The 16,318-nt window shown below is 67.9% G+C and carries 20 protein-coding genes; 11 read left to right on the top strand and 9 right to left on the bottom strand.

Translation table 11 applies throughout. The features are described 5' to 3' along the window. Both EH231_RS34345 and EH231_RS19835 read left to right on the top strand, forming a co-directional pair. The coding region (locus EH231_RS34345) for a CbtA family protein (protein ID WP_241177774.1) at positions 1 to 307 on the top strand (307 nt) is incomplete at its 5' end. A 7-nt stretch (positions 308 to 314) separates the two neighbouring features. After that, positions 315 to 866 carry a histidine phosphatase family protein gene (locus EH231_RS19835; RefSeq protein WP_090430438.1) on the top strand — a complete coding sequence of 184 codons (552 nt, stop codon included), beginning with the start codon at positions 315 to 317 and terminating at the stop codon, positions 864 to 866. A 14-nt stretch (positions 867 to 880) separates the two neighbouring features. Here EH231_RS19835 and EH231_RS19830 read toward each other — a convergent pair whose 3' ends face one another. Further along, entirely contained in the window at positions 881 to 2,248 is a 1,368-nt protein-coding gene (locus EH231_RS19830; protein WP_205264871.1) for a serine hydrolase, read from the bottom strand. Continuing rightward, positions 2,223 to 2,540 carry an antibiotic biosynthesis monooxygenase family protein gene (locus tag EH231_RS19825; RefSeq protein WP_029108325.1) on the bottom strand — a complete coding sequence of 106 codons (318 nt, stop codon included), beginning with the start codon at positions 2,538 to 2,540 and terminating at the stop codon, positions 2,223 to 2,225. Before EH231_RS19825 ends, EH231_RS19830 begins: the two co-directional genes overlap by 26 nt. 39 nt (positions 2,541 to 2,579) lie before the next feature. On the opposite strand from EH231_RS19825, the gene EH231_RS19820 reads away from it, so the two are divergent. Beyond that, positions 2,580 to 3,341 carry an alpha/beta fold hydrolase gene (locus EH231_RS19820; RefSeq protein ID WP_090430440.1) on the top strand — a complete coding sequence of 254 codons (762 nt, stop codon included), beginning with the start codon at positions 2,580 to 2,582 and terminating at the stop codon, positions 3,339 to 3,341. Here EH231_RS19820 and EH231_RS19815 read toward each other — a convergent pair. Further along, positions 3,324 to 3,554, bottom strand: a complete 231-nt coding sequence (locus EH231_RS19815) for a hypothetical protein (RefSeq protein WP_090430442.1) — start codon at positions 3,552 to 3,554, stop codon at positions 3,324 to 3,326. The two genes, EH231_RS19820 and EH231_RS19815, sit on opposite strands and share 18 nt — an antisense overlap. Positions 3,555 to 3,625: 71 nt before the next feature. Here EH231_RS19815 and EH231_RS19810 point away from each other — a divergent pair, with 71 nt between their 5' ends. Then, positions 3,626 to 4,597 carry a helix-turn-helix domain-containing protein gene (locus EH231_RS19810; RefSeq protein WP_124713137.1) on the top strand — a complete coding sequence of 324 codons (972 nt, stop codon included), beginning with the start codon at positions 3,626 to 3,628 and terminating at the stop codon, positions 4,595 to 4,597. Between the two features lie 4 nt (positions 4,598 to 4,601). Here the strand turns inward: EH231_RS19810 and EH231_RS19805 are convergent, their stop codons facing one another. Both EH231_RS19805 and EH231_RS19800 read right to left on the bottom strand, forming a co-directional pair. Next, complete coding sequence (locus EH231_RS19805; RefSeq protein ID WP_234927308.1) at positions 4,602 to 4,868, bottom strand: hypothetical protein; 267 nt, start codon at positions 4,866 to 4,868, stop codon at positions 4,602 to 4,604. Between the two features lie 100 nt (positions 4,869 to 4,968). Then, the gene (locus EH231_RS19800; protein WP_124713136.1) at positions 4,969 to 5,841 is read right to left on the bottom strand and encodes an HhH-GPD family protein; all 873 of its coding nucleotides are present in this window, start codon (positions 5,839 to 5,841) and stop codon (positions 4,969 to 4,971) included. A 25-nt stretch (positions 5,842 to 5,866) separates the two neighbouring features. Between EH231_RS19800 and EH231_RS19795 the strand changes: the two genes are divergently transcribed. Together EH231_RS19795 and EH231_RS19790 are read left to right on the top strand one after the other, a co-directional pair. After that, entirely contained in the window at positions 5,867 to 6,487 is a 621-nt protein-coding gene (locus EH231_RS19795) for a carbonic anhydrase (protein WP_090430447.1), read from the top strand. A gap of 99 nt (positions 6,488 to 6,586) precedes the next feature. Continuing rightward, positions 6,587 to 7,354, top strand: coding sequence for a hypothetical protein (locus EH231_RS19790; protein ID WP_206429602.1), 768 nt, complete (start codon positions 6,587 to 6,589; stop codon positions 7,352 to 7,354). A gap of 3 nt (positions 7,355 to 7,357) precedes the next feature. Here EH231_RS19790 and disA read toward each other — a convergent pair whose 3' ends face one another. From disA to EH231_RS19775, 3 genes are all read right to left on the bottom strand, one after another. After that, positions 7,358 to 8,476 carry a DNA integrity scanning diadenylate cyclase DisA gene (gene disA / locus EH231_RS19785; RefSeq protein ID WP_090430449.1) on the bottom strand — a complete coding sequence of 373 codons (1,119 nt, stop codon included), beginning with the start codon at positions 8,474 to 8,476 and terminating at the stop codon, positions 7,358 to 7,360. Between the two features lie 21 nt (positions 8,477 to 8,497). Continuing rightward, entirely contained in the window at positions 8,498 to 9,904 is a 1,407-nt protein-coding gene (gene radA, locus EH231_RS19780) for a DNA repair protein RadA (RefSeq protein ID WP_124713135.1), read from the bottom strand. A gap of 80 nt (positions 9,905 to 9,984) precedes the next feature. Beyond that, a complete protein-coding gene (locus EH231_RS19775; protein WP_090430451.1) occupies positions 9,985 to 10,563 on the bottom strand; it encodes a copper chaperone PCu(A)C domain-containing protein in 579 nt (192 codons plus the stop codon). A gap of 297 nt (positions 10,564 to 10,860) precedes the next feature. Here EH231_RS19775 and carD point away from each other — a divergent pair, with 297 nt between their 5' ends. From carD to rlmB, 5 genes are read left to right on the top strand one after another with little or no spacing between them, the layout of a single operon-like run. Continuing rightward, complete coding sequence (carD, locus tag EH231_RS19770; protein ID WP_003882506.1) at positions 10,861 to 11,349, top strand: RNA polymerase-binding transcription factor CarD; 489 nt, start codon at positions 10,861 to 10,863, stop codon at positions 11,347 to 11,349. A gap of 6 nt (positions 11,350 to 11,355) precedes the next feature. Continuing rightward, positions 11,356 to 12,024, top strand: a complete 669-nt coding sequence (gene ispD / locus EH231_RS19765; RefSeq protein WP_090430453.1) for a 2-C-methyl-D-erythritol 4-phosphate cytidylyltransferase — start codon at positions 11,356 to 11,358, stop codon at positions 12,022 to 12,024. Next, positions 12,021 to 12,497: a 2-C-methyl-D-erythritol 2,4-cyclodiphosphate synthase gene (gene ispF / locus EH231_RS19760; protein WP_124713134.1), complete on the top strand. Its 477-nt coding sequence runs from the start codon at positions 12,021 to 12,023 to the stop codon at positions 12,495 to 12,497. The genes ispD and ispF overlap by 4 nt, the downstream gene beginning before the upstream one ends. Before the next feature lie 19 nt (positions 12,498 to 12,516). Further along, positions 12,517 to 13,965, top strand: coding sequence for a cysteine--tRNA ligase (gene cysS / locus EH231_RS19755; RefSeq protein WP_124713133.1), 1,449 nt, complete (start codon positions 12,517 to 12,519; stop codon positions 13,963 to 13,965). Next, entirely contained in the window at positions 13,965 to 14,909 is a 945-nt protein-coding gene (gene rlmB, locus EH231_RS19750) for a 23S rRNA (guanosine(2251)-2'-O)-methyltransferase RlmB (RefSeq protein WP_090430459.1), read from the top strand. The genes cysS and rlmB overlap by 1 nt, the downstream gene beginning before the upstream one ends. 73 nt (positions 14,910 to 14,982) lie before the next feature. Here the strand turns inward: rlmB and EH231_RS19745 are convergent, their stop codons facing one another. After that, positions 14,983 to 16,257, bottom strand: coding sequence for an SLC13 family permease (locus tag EH231_RS19745; RefSeq protein WP_124713132.1), 1,275 nt, complete (start codon positions 16,255 to 16,257; stop codon positions 14,983 to 14,985). Positions 16,258 to 16,318 lie beyond the last annotated feature (61 nt).

Below are 16,318 nucleotides of genomic sequence, written 5' to 3'. Positions count from 1 at the left end.
GGTGGTGCTGTCGGCGGCGTTGTTCGTCGGTTCGGTGCTGCTCGCACGTCGGTTGACGCCGAAGCTGGGGGTGTGGAATGCCACCCTGATCGGCGCCGCGGACTACGTGGTGTCGATGGCCGTGGTCTTCCTGATCCTGCCGGGTATCCACGAGACCCCGTCGACCTTCCCGGCCGACGACCTCTACCAGTTCCGGCTGTATTCGCTGGGTACCCAGGTGGTGATCTGGGCGACGATCGGGCTGGTGTTCGGTGCTCTGGTGTCGAGGGTGCTCGAGGGCGAGCGCCAGGAGCAACTGACCGCGTGAGTTCGTCGTGAGTGAGGTCGTCCGGCTGACGTTGGTGTCGCACGCCATGACCGACGCCACCGCCGCCGGACGATTTCCCACCGACGAGCCGCTGAACCCACTGGGCCACCGCCAGGCCGATGCGACCGTCGAACTGGGCGTCATCGACGCCGCGTACTGCGGGCCGGAGAAACGGGTCCGCCAGACCGCCGAACTGCTCGGCCTGTCAGCGGTGGTCGAACCCCTACTGGCCGACCTGGACTTCGGCAGCTGGCGCGGGGGTGTGCTGGGCGGGGTGCTGCCCGCGGACCTGGCGGTCTGGCTGACCGATCCGACCCGGGCGCCGCACGGCGGCGAATCCGTGGTCGATCTCGTCAATCGGGTTCACCGCTGGATGGGCAGCCTTGCGTCGACGCGGGGGCGGCTGGTCGCGGTGACCCACCCGGCGGTGATCCGGGCGGCCATCCTCGTCGCCCTGGACGCCCCGGCAAAGTCGTTCTGGCGCATCGATATTGCGCCACTCAGCCGCACCGTGATGCACTTTCGCGGCCAAGCCTGGACCTTGCGGAGCACCGACTAGTACTAGTCCGCGGCCTACTGTCCGACCGGCGCCATGGCGAACGCCCGCTTGGCGATCTGCAGCAACCAGCCCGCGGCAGTGGGGCTACGGAACTTCGGCCAGTTCAGCTGAAAACTGAACACCCATGGCTGCCCCGTGTAGTCCACCGCGTACCAGCTGAAGGTCAGGTCGCCGGGCAGGTTGCCGCCCTTGGCGCCGATGTAGTTCCACTTCGCCGGATCGGGGTCGATGCCGGGCAGCGCCGAGAGGATGTCCTTCACCGGCGCGGCAGGCCCGAAGGCCGAGGCCTGCAGGGCGGCGTGCACCCGGCAGATGTCGGCGGCGCTGGCGAACCACTCCAGGCCGTCATTGGAGGCCGGGGTGTGGGTGCGATACGGATCTGGTTCGTAGGGGCGGGAATTGGTCTGCTGCAGCAGTGCCACCCGATCGGCGGGCGAGGCGTTCTTCCACTGATCGCGCAGGTTCGGCTCGCCCCAGCCGACCGAGAACACCTCGTGCATGGTCGGGAACGGGGTCATGCTGGCCGGATCGTGGTGACCCGCGGTGACCAGCGCGCGTTCCACCGCGGCGGGGCCCATCCGCTCGATCAGCAGGTCGGTGGCCATGTTGTCACTGGCCGAGATCATCTGCTGGGCGGCGGTCCGCACGGTGATCTGAGCGCCGGGAGGAAGCTTGTCCAGCCCGGCAGAGCCGAGCTTCTTGCCTTCCTTGGTGATCGTCAGGTGATCGTCCCACTTGAGCGTGCCGGCCTTCACCGAATCTGAAACCGCAAGCAGTACATACAGTTTGAAGATCGAAGCCAGCGGCAGCGACATATCGGTATTGGTGCCTGCGACCTGCTCGCACTTGCCGTTGTTCACCTTGGACACCCGGTAGGAGTAGCGCGCTCCCGACTTGGTCAGCTCGGTGTCGATGTCGGACCATTTGTCGATCTTCGGCGGCACCAGGTTGACCTCGAACCGGTCCACCAAGCCGACATCGTTGGTCCGCAGCTCGATGTCCTGGGCCACGTTGTAGGACGTCAGTACGTGCAACGTCGCCTGCGCGGCCCCGATGTCCACCGAGGTGACCGTGAATGGGCGGTCCCACCAGATGGAGTCCATCTTGGTGCCGACCAGGTCGACCTTCTCGGGTGCGGCCAGAGTGCGCACCCCGATGGGGCCGATGGGCCAGTCGGAGTTGAGCATGTCCATGGTCTGCTTGGCTCGCAGACCCGGCGGGGTGATGGTGTCGATGTGCGCGCCGTAGGACACTTCCGCCGCGGGCGCGGCGTTCGGCGAGCAGCCACAAGCCAGGGCCGCGGCCACCGCTGTGACGGCCGTCAGGCCGATCGTGCGGTGCAGCGTCCGGCCGCGGCTACGCCTGGGCAGCGGGCCCTGCAACGTCCAGCACAACCTCGAACTCCAGCAGCGATGCGCCGGTGGCCACAGGCTTTGCCTGCTGGCCCTTGTGTGCTTCGACAGCCGGACCCGAAGCCCAGGCCTGGAAGGCCTCTTCGGTTTCCCACTGCGTCACCACGAAGTAGCGGTCTTCGCCCTTGACCGGGCGCAGCAACTGGAAGCCCAGGAAGCCAGGCTGACTGTCGACGGCGTGTGCACGGTTCGCGAACCGCTTCTCCAGTTCCGGGCCTGCGTTGGGCGGGACCTCGATGGCGTTGATCTTCACGACGGGCATGGTGTTCAGGCTACCGTGACTGCCCGGCAAGATAACGGGATGGTCACAGATCTGCTCACCCATCGAGGGGGGCGCGGCGAGCCCATCGTCCTGGTGCACGGGCTGATGGGTCGCGGCAGCACTTGGTCGCGCCAATTGCCCTGGTTGGCCGGGCTGGGCGAGGTCTACACCTATGACGCACCGTGGCACCGGGGGCGCGATGTGGTCGATCCGTATCCGATCAGCACCGAGCGTTTCGTCGCGGACCTGGGTGACGCCGTGGCAGGTCTCGGACGGCCGGTGATGCTGGTGGGGCATTCGATGGGTGCGTTGCATTCGTGGTGTCTGGCCGCCGCCCGCCCCGAACTGGCCCGCGCGGTGGTGGTGGAGGACATGGCCCCGGATTTCCGGGGGCGTACCACCGGTCCGTGGGAGCCGTGGGTGCACGCCCTTCCGGTCGAATTCGGCTCGGCGCAGGAGGTTTACGACGAGTTCGGACCGGTCGCGGGCCAGTACTTCCTTGAGGCGTTCGACCGAACCTCAACTGGCTGGCGGCTGCACGGGTACCCGCAGTGGTGGCTGGACATCGCCGCCCAGTGGGGAACGCGGGACTACTGGCAGCAGTGGCGCGACGTGCGGGTACCGACCCTGCTCATGGAGGCGGGCAACTCGGTGGCGCCGCCCGGGCAGATGCGCCGGATGGCCGAGATCGGGCAGGACACCAGGTATCTGCACGTACCCGGTGCGGGGCACCTGATCCACGACGATGCGCCCGAGGTGTACCGCGAAGCCGTGACCGGGTTTCTAACGGCGCTCGCCTAGGACGCCTGCGCTCGGCCAGGACGGCTGGTGTTCGAACCGGCTGCGTATCGCGTCGAGGTCGTGGCCGGCGCGATACGTCTCGTAGTCGGGCTGGTTGATGTCGAACAGGTCGAGGCGGAACCGCAGGACATTGCCGCGCCGCGCCGCCCAGCCCACTGCCGCGGCGACCGCGAAGGGTGAGATCAGGATGATCAGAGCGAGTGCAACAGTCATGGCAGTAATGCTTGTCGGGGAAATATCCAGCCAACAGTGGCAGCGCTGACACCTTGCGATAAAATGCTGCCATGCTGAGAAGCGTCTCCACGCTGGTGCTCGACGGTCTGGCGGTTTTCGAGTTCGGGGTCATCTGTGAGGTTTTCGGGATCGACCGCTCGGCCGACGGTGTACCCAACTTCGACTTCAAAGTGTGCGGACCCGAGCCGGGCAAGCCGCTGCGGACTTCGGTCGGGGCGACCCTGACCCCCGAGCATGGGCTCGATGCCCTCCAGGGCGCCGACCTGGTGGCAATTCCGGCGATCGGCACCTCCGACTACCTGCCGGAGGCGTTGGAGGCCGTGCGGGCCGCGGCCGAGGCGGGCTCGATCATCCTGACGGTGTGCTCGGGCGCGTTCCTCGCCGGCGCGGCGGGCCTGTTGGACGGCAGACCGTGCACGACGCATTGGATGCACGCCGATGCCTTGGCCCGCAAATATCCCACCGCCAAGGTGGATCGCAATGTCCTGTTCGTCGACGACGGCAATCTGATCACCAGCGCAGGCACGGCGGCGGGCATCGACGCGTGCCTGCACCTGGTTCGCCGCGAACTCGGCAGTGAGGTGACCAACAAGATCGCCCGGCGAATGGTGGTCCCGCCGCAGCGCGATGGCGGGCAACGCCAGTTCATCGATCAGCCGATTCCGGTCAGGTGTTCGGAAGGCTTTGCGCCGCACCTGGATTGGATCATGGGTAACCTGGACAAACCGCACACGGTGACGACGTTGGCCAGGCGATCCGCGATGTCCACGCGCACCTTCGCCCGCCGGTTCGTCGAGGAGACCGGCACCACCCCCATGCAGTGGATCACCGATCAGCGGGTGTTGTACGCGCGCAGGCTGCTCGAGGAGTCCGACCTGGACATCGACCGGATCGCCGGGCAGGCGGGGTTCGGCACCGCAACGCTGCTGCGCCATCATTTCCGCCGGCTGATCGGCGTGACGCCCTCGGACTACCGACGTCAATTCGCCTGTGGTGTAGACGAAGAGGCCGTCATCGCGTGACGGCTCAGCCGTCGGGCTGGCAGGCCACGTTGACGTACACCGTGGTGTGCTGAGCCGAATCGATCCGGTAGCCGTCCTCGTTGATGTTGGAGTCGGCCAGTCCGTGCACCCCGGTCACCCGGCAATTCGACAGGGCGGTATTGGCGTTCGAGTTGATCTGCACGTGATAGCCCCGGCTCTGCAGATCGCGCACGGTGTCGGCCGCCGAACCGGTGCCGGACGGCGCGGCGTTGGCAGTCGCCGCGAGGCTCAGCCCGATACCCAGTCCCATTGCCGTACATGCAAACGTCGCTAAGAATTTGCTTGACATGAATCCGTTCTATGTGATGGGCAACCCAAATGGTGTGCCGCGCACCGGATTCATGCCGATCTCATGGAATTTCGCCCTCCCCGGCGAGCGCGAACCGGCCGTCCAGAGTTTGCTCGACCAGGCCGTCGACCAGTAGCGAGTCCAGTGCCCGATCCCGTTGCGCGGTATCGGTGAGCCACGCCACGTCCAGTTGCGCACGGGTGACCGGAGAACTGCTGTCGCGCAGGACATCCAGCAGCTTGCCGCGCACCTGTCGATCGGTTCCGGCGTAGCGCTGCACCTTTCGGGTCATCGTGCCCTCCGGATACCCGGCCGACCGCCACCGGCAGTGGGTCAGCGGGCAGCAGCCACACTGCGGCGCGCGGGCCGTGCACACCACCGCGCCCAGCTCCATCAGGGCTGCTGAGAAGGTCGGTGCGGTGGCATCGTCAGGCAGCAGCGCGGCGACATCGTCGAGGTCGCGGGCGCGGGCGGGTGCATCGGCCTGCCCACGCAAGACCCTGGTGACCACCCGGCGCACGTTGGTGTCGACGACCGGAACGCTGGCCGAATAGGCGAAGCAGGCCACGGCTCGCGCGGTGTAGGCGCCGATGCCGGGCAACGTGAGCAGGGTCTCGACGTCGGTGGGCACCTCGTCGTCGTATTCGCCTGCGATCACCACCGCGCATTCGTGCAGACGTTTGGCCCGCCGCGGGTACCCCAGCTTGCCCCAGGCCCGCAGCACCTCGGCCGACCCGGCGGCCGCCGTCGCGGACGGGGTGGGCCACCGGTCGATCCAGGCCAGCCAGATCGGCTCGACCCGCGCCACCGGTGTTTGCTGCAGCATGAATTCGCTGACCAGGATCTGCCAGGCGGTCACCCCTGGTCGGCGCCACGGCAGGTCCCGCTGGGCGTCTCTGTACCAGCTGACGAGCTGCTCCGCGTCGATGCTCATCGGCATCTCATGCAAAATGGCTGATATGCCCAATTCGAATCCCGTGTCCGCTTGGAAGGCACTCAAGGACGGTAACGCCCGCTTTGTCGCAGGCGAACCGCAGCACCCCAGCCAGGACATCGCCCGTCGAGCCAAGCTGACCCACGGGCAGAAGCCCACCGCGGTGGTGTTCGGCTGCGGCGACAGCCGCGTTGCCGCGGAGTTGCTGTTCGACCAGGGCCTGGGCGACATGTTCGTGGTCCGCACCGCCGGCCACGTCATCGACAACGCGGTGCTGGGCTCGATCGAGTACGCGGTGTCGATCCTGGAGGTGCCGCTGATCGTGGTCCTGGGCCATGACAGCTGCGGCGCGGTCCAGGCCGCCATCACCGCCCTCGACGAGGGGCAGGTGCCCGGCGGGTACGTGCGCGACATCGTGGAGCGGGTGACCCCGTCGATCCTGATGGGTCGTCACGCCGGCCTGAACCGGGTCGACGAGTTCGAGGCCTACCACGTCAAGGAGACGGTCAACCAGCTGCAGATGCGGTCGGCCGCCATCTCCAACGGTCTGGCCGCGGGCACGCAGGCCATCGTCGGTGCCACCTACCACCTGTCGGACGGTCACGTGGAGCTGCGCAGCCATCTCGGCAACATCGGCGAAGCCTGAGAATTTCGCTGCGCACGTGAGGAGCGAAACAGCTTCAGGGCTCCGACACGCCGAGTCGCCTCGGACAACTGTGCATGACCTGGGCTTACCGTGAAAGCCGTGTTGGATCTCGAACCTCATGGGCCGCTGCCCTCGCAGATTTACTGGCGGCGCAGGGCACTGGCCATCGGAATCGCGGTGGTCGTCGTGGGGATCATCGCCGCCATCGTCGCGGTGATCGTGACCAGCAGCTCTGGGGCTGAGACAAAGTCCACCGACGCGTCTGCCGCGGCTGCTCCGCCGACGCCGCTGCCGGGGGAGAACCCCGAGGTCAAGACCCCGGTGGTGCCGCCGGCCCAGCACGCGCCGCCGCCGACGGCCACGCCGACCGCCGCGGTGACGCCGCCGCCGCTGCTCAAAGAGGGCGATGACTGCCCGGATTCCACGCTCGCGGTCAAGGGCATTACCAGCCAGCCCGAGTACGTCGTGGGCGATCAGCCGAAGTTCACCATGGTCGTGACCAACATCGGCCTGGTGGCCTGCAAACGTGACGTGGGCGCCGCGGTACTGGCCGCCTACGTGTACTCACTGGACAACAACCGGCTCTGGTCCAACCTGGACTGCGCGCCGTCCAACGAGACGCTGGTGAAGACCTTCAATCCGGGCGAGCAGGTGACCACCGAGGTGACCTGGACCGGCATGGGATCGGCGCCGCAGTGCCCGATGCCGCGCCAGCCGATCGGGCCCGGCACCTACAACCTGATGGTGCAGCTCGGCAATCTGAGATCGGCGCCGGTGCCGTTCATACTGGCCCAACCCAATCCGCAGCTGCCCGGGCCGCCCCCGGAGGGCGCAGCGCCGGCTGATCCCGCCGCGCCGGGTAACTGACGTTCAGGCGAGCCGGTCGGCGATCGTCGACTCGGCGAGCAGGGACAGCCCCTCGCGGATGTGCCGGGCCCACATCGAACCGATGCCGTCGACCGACTGCAGATCGTCTGCGCTGGCGGCCAGCAGCCCCTGCAATGAGCCGAACGAGCGGACGAGCAGATCGACGTGGGCGAACTGCAGTCGCGGTATCCCCGCCATGGCGCGGTAGCCGCGTGAGCTCATGGCCGAATCCTGTGCCTCGGCAGTCGAGGGATAACCGTAAACCCTTGCCAGCGTGGTGAAGTCGAGCAGCTCGCTGTCGGTCAGGGCATCCAGCTCGTCCAGCGTTGCGCCGACCTGAGCGGCGGTCGGCGGATCCGGCAGCGCGTGGTAATCCCGCACGATCAGCTCGCGCGCGGCCTCGGTGTCGCCCACGAGTTCGTCGAGCTGCAGTTTGAGCTGGCGTCCGTCGGTGCCGAGTTCGACGACGTCGGCGTCGATCTCAAGGCTGATCCGGCGCACCATCTCCAGACGCTGCACCACGGTCATGACGTCGCGCAGCGTCACGAAATCTTCGATCTCGGCGGTGGACAGCTGCTTGCTGACCTCGTCGAGCCGGCCCTTGTAGCGCTCCAGCGTCGCGATGGTCTGGTTGGCCCGGGACAGGATGGTCGCCGAGTCGGGCACCACGTGCCGCTCCCCGGCGACGTAGACCGTCACGATGCTCATCGAATGGCTCACGGAGATCACGGGATAGCCCGTCTGGATGGCGGTGCGCTCGGCCGAACGGTGGCGGGTGCCGGATTCGTCGGTGGGGATCGATGGATCCGGCACCAATTGGACGTTGGCCCGCACGATCCGGCTGCCGTCGCTGGAGAGCACCACCGCGCCGTCCATCTTCGACAGCTCACGCAGCCGGGTGGGGGCGTAACGTACATCCAGGGCGAACCCGCCGTCACAGATGGTTTCCACGCTGTCGTCGTAGCCCAGCACGATCAGCGCGCCCGTCTTGCCGCGCAGGATGCGTTCCAGGCCGTCGCGCAACGGGGTGCCGGGTGCCAGCCGGCCGAGGGTTTCTCGTAGCGTCGGCCGAGCCAGATGCACCACGGTGCGGCTGGTCCTGGCGCCGGAGTTCACGGCCATCGGTTCTCCTAGGGTCGGCCGCTATTGTCCATGCTGTCCTCGATTGCTGGCAATCGCGATGTCTTTGAGTGCCCGCAATGCCGCCCCGATGTCATCGACGGTGATGACGCGCAGCCCCGCGGGTGCACTGGTGGCCCCGGGCGGCACCACGGCAATGTTGAAGCCCAGCCGGGCGGCCTCGGCCAGCCGGCGATCCATGCCCGTGACCCGGCGCAGATCGCCGACCAGCCCCACCTCGCCGATAACCACCGCGTTCATCGGCAACGCGATGTCGAGATAGCCCGACGCGATGGCGACCGCCACGGCCAGGTCCGAGGATGGATCCGTCAGCCGCATGCCGCCGACGGTGGACAGGTAGATGTCGTTGTTGCCGATCGGCAGGCTGCAGCGGGTCTGCAGCACCGCGCCGATCATCGCCGCACGGGCCGAATCGATGCCGCTGACGACCCGCCGGGGAGGCCCCACGGGCGGGGCGACGAGCGCCTGTACCTCACCGATCATGGGGCGCTTGCCGTCGAGGGTGACCGTGATGGCCGTGCCGGGCACCGCTGCCGGACGTTGGTCCAGGAACAGGCCGGACGGATCGCTGACACACTCGATTCCGTTGTCGTGCATCTGAAAACAGCCGACCTCGTCGGCGGCGCCGAACCGGTTCTTGACCCCGCGCACCATGCGCAGGCTCGACGCGTGATCACCTTCGAAATGCAGCACCACGTCGACCAGATGCTCCAGGGAACGCGGGCCCGCGATGGCGCCGTCCTTGGTCACGTGCCCGACCAGGATCATGGCCACAGCCGGGTCTCCGACAGCGGTCTTGGCGTGGCCCGTCAGCGCCGTGGTCACCGCACGCACCTGGGTGACCCCTCCGGTCACGCCGTCGGCCTCGGTGGTGGACATGGTCTGCACCGAATCGACGATCACCAGGCTCGGTTTGACCTCCTCGATATGACCGAGAGCGATCTGCAGGTCGGATTCGCCTGCCAGGTAGACGTTCTCGTGGGTACAGCCGGTGCGTTCGGCGCGCAGCCGGATCTGGCCCGCGGACTCCTCGCCGGACAGGTACAGCGCCCGTCGGCCGGTGTGTGCCCAGCGGTTGGCGACCTCCAGGAGCAGGGTGGACTTGCCGACGCCCGGTTCACCGGCCAGCAGCGTGACCGAACCGGCCACCAGGCCGCCGCCGAGGACCCGGTCCAGTTCACTGACCCCGGTCGCGTAATGCCGGGTGATTCCGGGGTCGATCGAGGTGATCGGAACCGCGGGCGAGGTCGGGGCCACCGAGCGGCGGACCGCACCACCCACAGACGCGAGTACCGCCACTTCGTCGACAGTGCCCCAGGTGCCGCAATTGGCGCAGCGGCCCACCCATTTGGGTGTGGAGTGCTGACATTCCGAGCAGCGGTACTGCGAACGTACTTTCGAACCGGCCACGCCGTGACAGTAGCTGCCGGCCCCGACATCGGCGGTGTGCACGCGCCGGTCGGGACCCCGCGGGTCAGAGGTGCGTCAGATCAGTGATGGCCACCGGCTTCGGCGCCCTCAGCGGGCTCCTCGCCGGCCTTTTCGCGCCGGGGCGCCTCGCCTGCCGAGATCGGCACGGCCACCGTGGTCTCGCCGTTCTCGAACTTGAACGTGAAGTCGTAGAGCAGTCCGTTGGTGACCGGCTTGGTCAGCGTGACCTTCGCGGTGACGGCATCGGCGGCCTCGGTCTTCTCCAGCGGCTTCAGCTGGCCGTCGGGCTCGCCGACGACGAGCACGCCGCCTGCCGGGATCGTCTGGTCCCCGGTCAGTGCCACGTCGCCGACGGTGGTCTTGATCGAGACGAGCTTGTTGGGAGCCTCGGTGGATCCGTTGGCCGCGACGAACAGCAGTTCGGCCTCGGAGCCCGGCTCGACGTAGTCCTTCTGCTGCGGCGCGCGCAGGTGCACGTTGCGCAGCGCGATCGCGCCGGCCTGTGCGTTGACGCCGTTGACGGCGGGCTCCTGGGTCGCCGTCTGGGAGACCTGCCCGGCACTGCAGCCGGTGAGAACGGCTGCGGTCAGGCCACATGCGGCCAGACCTGCCGAGGCGCGCATTGCGAAGCGGTTCACTCAAGCCTCCTGAGCTGGGTCGGCGTACTTCGACTATGCACAGTAGTAGGTGGGGTCGGCGGGTGGAATGCGAGGGCTCGGCAGACGGGTCGCAAAGGGGCTCGGCAACGGGCGGCTCAGGCCCGCAACCGCTTTGCGGTGGCACCCATTTCAGGCTTCTCCAGGGGCCTGTGGTTGCACGCTTTCGTCACCATGTCAACCCCTGTTCTTCACCTGCAGTGCCCCTGACCTGCGCAGTTGGTGCGCATGTGATCTGGGCCCGTGTTAGGATGGACTAGCGAAAGGGGCTCGAATCAGATGATTTTTAAGGTCGGAGACACCGTCGTCTATCCACACCACGGTGCTGCGTTGATCGAGGCGATCGAAACCCGGACTATCAAAGGCGAGCAGAAAGAATATCTCGTCCTGAAGGTTTCCCAAGGGGATCTGACCGTTCGAGTGCCCGCAGACAACGCTGAGTACGTCGGAGTCCGCGACGTCGTGGGCCAGGAAGGCCTCGACAAGGTTTTCCAGGTGCTGCGTGCTCCGCACACCGAAGAGCCGACCAACTGGTCGCGCCGCTACAAGGCCAACCTCGAGAAGCTGGCCTCAGGTGACGTGAACAAGGTTGCCGAGGTAGTCCGGGATCTGTGGCGTCGGGATCAGGAACGCGGTCTGTCCGCGGGTGAGAAGCGAATGCTGGCCAAGGCCCGGCAGATTCTGGTCGGCGAGCTCGCGCTGGCTGAGAACACCGATGACGCCAAGGCCGAGACCATCCTCGACGAGGTTTTGGCCGCCGCGTCCTGACGCGTAGTGGCAACGACAGTCGCGGTCGTCCCGGCCGCCGGCTCTGGTGAGCGGCTAGGCGCGGGCAGACCGAAAGCGTTCGTCAATCTGGGGGACAAACCCCTGTTGGAGTATGCCCTCGACGGGCTGCTGGCCTCAGGGGCTATCGACAAGGTCGTGGTCGCGGTTCCGCCCGCGCTCACCGATGAGGCGACCTTGGTGTTCGGCGGCCGCGCGCAGATCGTGGCCGGGGGAGCAGATCGAACCGAATCGGTAGGGCTGGCCCTGGCCGCCGCCGGCGACCCCGATTTCATCCTGGTGCACGACGCCGCCCGGGCATTGACCCCTCCGGCCCTGATCGCCCGGGTGGTCGCGGCACTGGCCGACGGCCACGCCGCTGTCGTCCCGGGTCTTCCGCTTGCGGACACCATCAAGGCGGTCGATGCCAACGGTGCGGTGCTGGGGACGCCGGAGCGGGCCGGTCTGCGGGCCGTACAGACCCCGCAGGGGTTCCGCACCGATGTGTTGCGCCGTGCCTATCAGCGGGCGGGAGCTGGCACGGTCACCGATGACGCCTCGCTCGTCGAACAGATCGGTACGCCCGTGCAGATCGTCGAGGGCGACCCGCTGGCCTTCAAGATCACCACGCCTCTGGACCTGCTGCTCGCCGAGGCTGTCATGGCGCGTGCCACGTGAGGATTCCCAGGGTCGGGCTCGGCACCGACGTCCATCCGATCGAACCGGGGCGCCCCTGCTGGTTGTTGGGGCTGCTTTTCGACGGGGCCGACGGCTGTGCCGGCCATTCCGACGGCGACGTCGCCGCCCACGCATTGTGTGACGCGCTGCTCAGTGCCGCCGGCCTCGGCGACCTCGGCGGGGTTTTCGGCACCGACCGGCCGGAATGGCGCGGAGTCACCGGCTCGCACATGCTGCGTCACGTCCGCGGACTGGTGCTGGAGGCGGGTTTCGAGATCGGCAATGCCACGGTCCAGGTGATCGGCAACCGGCCCAAGATCGGGCCGCGCCGGGACGAGGCCCAGCGTGTGCTTTCCGAGCTGATCGGGGCGCCGGTATCGGTGTCGGCCACCACCACCGACGGGCTCGGTCTGACCGGCCGGGGTGAAGGATTGGCCGCGATAGCCAGCGCTTTGGTGGTTCCTGCCGAATAGGCCGGTAAGCTGGCACGTCGTGACCGATCGCGCTCAAGCTGTCGCGTCGGGGTTTGCCTCCGATTTGCGGCTGTACGACACCATGGCGGGTGCCGTACGAGATTTCGTACCGCTGCGGCCGGGGCACGCATCGATCTACCTGTGCGGTGCCACCGTCCAGGGCTTGCCGCACATCGGTCATGTCCGTAGCGGAGTCGCGTTCGACGTGCTGCGCCGCTGGCTGACCGCCAATGGATACGACGTTGCGTTCATCCGCAATGTCACCGACATCGACGACAAGATCCTCAACAAGGCGGCCGACGCAGGCCGGCCGTGGTGGGAGTGGGCCGCGACCTACGAGCGGGCTTTCAGCGCCGCCTACGACGCGCTGGGCGTGCTTCCGCCGTCGGCTGAGCCGCGCGCCACCGGCCACATCACCCAGATGGTCGAGCTCATCGACCGGTTGATCGCTCGAGGACACGCCTATGCCGGCGGTGGCGATGCGGCTGGCGACGTCTACTTCGACGTGCAGAGCCTGCCTGATTACGGCGCGCTGTCCGGCCACCGCATCGACGATGTGCACCAGGGCGAGGGTGTGGCCACGGGTAAGCGCGATCAGCGCGATTTCACGCTGTGGAAGGGCGCCAAGCCGGGTGAGCCGTCGTGGCCGACGCCGTGGGGGCGCGGACGCCCCGGCTGGCACACCGAGTGCGTGGCGATGTGCGAGGCCTATCTGGGCGCGGAGTTCGACATCCACGCCGGCGGTATGGACCTGGTCTTCCCGCACCACGAGAACGAGATCGCCCAGGCGCGGGCCGCGGGCGATGGTTTCGCCCGGTACTGGCTGCACAACGGCTGGGTCACCATGGGCGGCGAGAAGATGAGCAAGTCGCTGGGCAACGTGCTGTCGATTCCTGCTGTGTTGCAACGGGTTCGGGCTGCCGAGCTGCGTTACTACCTGGGTAGCGCGCACTATCGGTCCATGCTGGAGTTCTCCGAGAACGCACTGCAGGACGCGGTGAAGGCCTACAGCGGCATCGAGGACTTCCTGCACCGGGTGCGTAACCGGGTCGGCGCCGTCGCCGTCGGCGACTGGACGCCGAAGTTCGCCGCCGCGCTCAACGACGACCTCGCGGTGCCGATCGCACTGGCAGAGGTGCACGCCGCTCGGGCCGTGGGAAACCGCGCGCTCGACGCCGGCGATCACGAAGGCGCGATGGCGCAGGCCTCCTCCATCCGCGCGATGATGGGCATCCTGGGTTGCGATCCGCTCGACGAGCGCTGGGAATCGCGGGACGAGACTTCGGCCGCCCTGGCCGCAGTGGATGAGCTGGTGCAGTGGGCCCTGGCCGGCCGGGCCGAGGCCCGGACCAACCGGGACTGGGCGGCGGCCGACGCCATCCGGGATCGGCTGAAGGCGGCCGGCATCGAGGTCACCGACACCGCCGACGGTCCTCAGTGGGCACTGGTGGACGGGAACGGAGCGTAATGGCCGGGAATTCGCAGCGGCGCGGCGCAGTGCGCAAGGCGGGGACGAAGAAGGGACCGACGGTCGGGTCCGGCGGCGTGCGTCGCCGCGGGCTCGAGGGCCGTGGGGCTACCCCGCGCGCGGAACAGCGTCCGCATCATCCGGCCGCCAAGAAGGCCGCGAAGGCGGCGCGCCAGGCGCAGGGCCGGCACAAGAAGACCGACGACACCGAGTTGGTGCTGGGCCGCAACCCGGTAGTGGAATGCCTGCGGGCCAAGGTCCCGGCCACCGCGCTGTACGTGGCGCTGGGCACCGAGGCCGATGAACGGCTCACCGAATCCGTCCAGATCGCCGCGGACCGGGGCATCTCGATTCTGGAGGTGCAACGCCACGATCTGGACCGGATGAGCTCCAACGCGCTGCACCAGGGCCTGGCCCTGCAGGTGCCGCCGTACAACTACGCCCATCCCGACGACCTGTTGAAGACTGCCCGCGAGTCCGGGGAGCCCGCGTTGTTGGTCGCGCTGGACAACATCTCCGATCCGCGCAACCTGGGCGCCATCGTGCGTTCCGTGGCCGCGTTCGGCGGGCACGGTGTGGTGATCCCGCAGCGACGTTCAGCGTCGGTCACCGCGGTGGCGTGGCGCACCAGCGCCGGTGCCGCGGCCCGTACGCCGGTGGCGCGGGCGACGAATCTGACTCGCACGCTGAAGAGCTATGCCGATGCCGGTCTGCAGGTGGTCGGCCTGGATGCCGGTGGTGACACCACGCTCGACGAGCTCGAGGGCTCGGGGCCGATGGTCGTGGTGGTCGGCTCGGAGGGCAAGGGCCTGTCACGGCTGGTGCGGGAGAACTGCGACGCGGTGGTCTCCATCCCGATGGCCGGGCCGACCGAGTCGTTGAACGCCTCGGTGGCGGCCGGTGTGGTGCTGGCCGAGATCGCCCGTCAGCGCCGGCGTTCTTAGCACGAGTCTCTAGCGCGAGCAGACGCGAAAGTACCCCAAGATCAGCACTTCTGGGTACCGCAGCGTCTGCTCGTCAGAGGAAAAGGCGCAAACCCGCCCACAGCCCGAGCACCGCCGTCACCAGGGTGAGCGGCGTCGTGCACAACCCGATCCAGCTGAACTCGTGAAATGGTGCGCGTAGGCCGCTCCGGTGAACCACATTGCGCCACAGCAGATTTGACAATGAGCCGACGTAGGTGAGGTTGGGTCCGATGTTGACCCCGATCAGCACCGCCAACACGGTGGCCGGTCCGGCGCCGGCCACCAACGGCAGCAGTACCAGCACCGCGGGCAGGTTGTTGACCAGATTGGCCAGCACGGCGGCCACGGCGGCCAGGCCCAGCAACGCTGGCAGCGAGTCGCCCACCGGAAGTACCCCGAGCATGGTGTCGCCGAGGCCGGCCTGGTTGGTCGGGTGGACGACTGCGTCCACCACCACGCCGAGGCACAGTACGAACGCCAGGAACGGCACGTTGACGGCGCGCACGATTCCGCCGATCGTGCTGCGGCGCTGGGCCAGACTGCGAACGCCGAGCACCACCGCCCCGGCCAGCGCCGCCCAGGCAGGCGACACGTCGAACACCGAGGTGAGGACGAAACCCGCCAGCGTCAAACCCAACACCACGAGCACGAACACCGGAACCTCGGGCGGCGGGGGAGTCACCTCCGCGGCGGGGCGGCTCAACTCACGGCGGAAAAGCCAACGCAGTACCACGAATTCGACGCCGATGGCGGCCAGCCAGGGCAGCGCCATCACCGCGCTGAACTGGGTGAAGGACAGTCCGGCCACGGTGAAGGCCAGCAGGTTGGTCAGGTTCGAAACCGGAAACAACAGCGACGCGGAGTTGGCCAGATGTGCGGTGGCGTAGGCATGCGGCCGGGGCGGTATCGCCAGTGTGCGGGCGGTGGCCAGCACCACCGGCGTCAACAGCACCACGGTCGCGTCGAGGCTCAGCACGGCGGTCGTCGTCGCCCCGATCAGGAACACCCGGGTCAGCAACCTTCGGGAATCACCCCTGCTGGCCCGGGCCATCAGCGTGCCCGCGGCATGGAACAGGCCCTCGTCGTCACACAGATGGGCCAGCACCAGCACCGCCGCGAGGAAACCCACCACGGGCAGAAGGCGATTCACCTCGGCCAGCGCCTCGTCCGGCGAGATCACCTCGAAGGCGATCAGCAGGCCGGCAGCCGGAATCGCCACGACGGCCTCGGGCCAGCCCTCGGGTCGCGCCAGCGCGAACACCAACACGACGGCCAGCAGCACCAGGGCCAGAATCAACGGCGTGGTTCCTTTCGGCCAGTCGAACATTCGATGACGATTCGCGCGGTCGGGCCACGCGGACCTGACCGTACTCGGTTTGCTCGATAGC

This window comes from Mycolicibacterium nivoides, from assembly GCF_003855255.1.
In the GTDB taxonomy this organism is placed as follows: domain Bacteria; phylum Actinomycetota; class Actinomycetes; order Mycobacteriales; family Mycobacteriaceae; genus Mycobacterium; species Mycobacterium nivoides.
Note: the sequence above shows the minus strand (reverse complement) of the source record. Positions and strands in the feature narration are given on the sequence as shown.